Annotated in this window: 1 protein-coding gene; it reads left to right on the forward strand. The window is 57.4% G+C overall.

The genetic code is table 11. The features are described 5' to 3' along the window. Window positions 1–1,295 precede the first annotated feature (1,295 nt). A complete protein-coding gene (locus WCB02_RS08895) occupies window positions 1,296–1,976 on the forward strand; it encodes a hypothetical protein (protein WP_423957589.1) in 681 nt (226 codons plus the stop codon). The last annotated feature ends 3 nt before the right edge of the window (window positions 1,977–1,979 follow it).

The raw sequence follows: 1,979 nt of genomic DNA on the forward strand, positions 1-1,979 counted from the left end.
TATCAGGCCTGTTCGTCCGCTCGCGAATGCGCGCTGCAATCTCATCCGATCACCGCGTCCCGCGCCCAACGTTCGTGACGATCGCAAAGCGCACCTCTTGGAAGAGCACGGGACGGAAGAGGTAACCATGATTTCGGAAAAAGCGAAATAAGAATATTTTTCGCGGGAGGGCTGGACAGGGAATCAGGTTGAAGCGGTCAGCGAATTGGGTTTCCGCGCGGTTGATCTATCAATTTTGTCGCCGGAAACAGCTGCGCGGGGCGCGCGCTCGCGAGTAATCTTGGTCGACCGTTCACCACGCACGCTGCCTTATTCCAGCCAATGGATTGCGAGCGGCGGTCGCCTCGACCGACGCGACTGGACTGGCGGTCGGGAACCGTCTCACTAATCGTTTCATCACTTGGCGATCCGTATAACGCTCCTGGATTTTGGCGGGAGGTAGCACGGCTGCTCGCTGCCGGCGGCATATGCTTCTTCACGACTCCAGCGTTCGAGTGGTCATCAAGCTTGAGGCCAAACGGCGATCGGGAGGTGCCGCATTCGCGTGGGCCGCCCGCACGCTGTTGCCCGCCAATGTGAGCAAAGAGAGCGAGAGCAGGTTACCATGATGGAGGCTGCCGGGTCCGTATTGAGGATGGACGAGGGCTTGGCACCGATCTCCTGAGTAGGGACCCAGCACCTAAGCCCAGGCGCGCCGGCCGTCTCGGCCAGCCCCGTCGGCAAAAGAGTACCATTCTAACGTCCGAACTAATCCATTTACACAGCGCAATTTGTGCGAGTAATGTACCGCATTCCTCCAATCCGAAGAATTCGCGTGAGGCTGAGACGTTTCATTCATTTCATTGGGCGTGAGGGGAGCTATGGCGAAGAGACCATCTCCGAAGAAGAAACCACGGGCAAAGAAGTCTGCCGCAAAACGTGCAAGCGCTGTATCAGCGAAAGGTTGCTGCACGATCGAATACGATAGCAAGCCAGAAGACCAAATTCCTGGGATCACGCAGGCCGAATGCGGAATAATCGCGCGGCAGAGGGGCGGGACCCCGCAATGGACCCCGGGCGCCTGCGCTGAGAACTGAGGGTTTCTCAGACATTCACAGATCTCGGAATTGCGATCGTAAGTCGATCGGTGGGGGCACGTTATGCATTCTTGTCGACTGTTCTGGCTTTGCGGTACGTTTGCGAGCGGACTGATATGCGGAGGTTGCGCGGTCCCGCGCTATGACGTGCCATATTCGACGACCGGCCAACCTACGGCCCACACAATTGTTGCACGCATTCAGTGCGAGTTCAGGGACATGGTGCGGAACGATCGCCCCGAAGACCCGATTACGTGGCACCGTGACTTTCTTCTCAACCACGACTATGAGGTCGAAGTTGCGCTGTCACTGGAAGTCAACAACACGGGCGGTCTCGCACCCACGATCTCATATATGAATCCGTTTACCGCAGCCACGTCATTCGCCGCTGGCGGGACCGGGACCCTGAGCGAATCCCGTGACCATAATTTCACGGAGAATCTTCAGTTCGCGATCCGCGACATCTACAACGATTGGAGGAGCGGTGTAGATCCGCACGAATGTCCGCCTGCCGACACCGAGCTTGCCGGAACGTTGGGGATCAGCGATTTTGTCGCGATGGCGTCGGTTTCGCCAAATCTCGATCAATCGGTCAATTTGACGTCGAAGGGCGTCTTCGGTGGCTCCATCCAGTTCCTCGTCACGAAAAACCTTAGCGCTCTGGGGCCGACCTGGACGCTGATCCATTTCAAAGGTCCCGGCGGCTTAGTGAGCTTGTCACAAGTCGACACGGACAAAATAACGCTCGCTTTCGCCGAAGGGCCGAACGTCGGCAAACCCCTGACGAAAATTGCCAGGCGTCCGCTCAATCCTTCCGCGCATGCATTTCTTCAGCAACTGCTGACTGGCTCGATCAGCTCCCAACTGACGACTATCCAGAATAGCCTTGTGCCCCACTAGGGT

The organism is Bradyrhizobium sp., from assembly GCF_049581145.1.
Classification (GTDB): domain Bacteria; phylum Pseudomonadota; class Alphaproteobacteria; order Rhizobiales; family Xanthobacteraceae; genus Bradyrhizobium.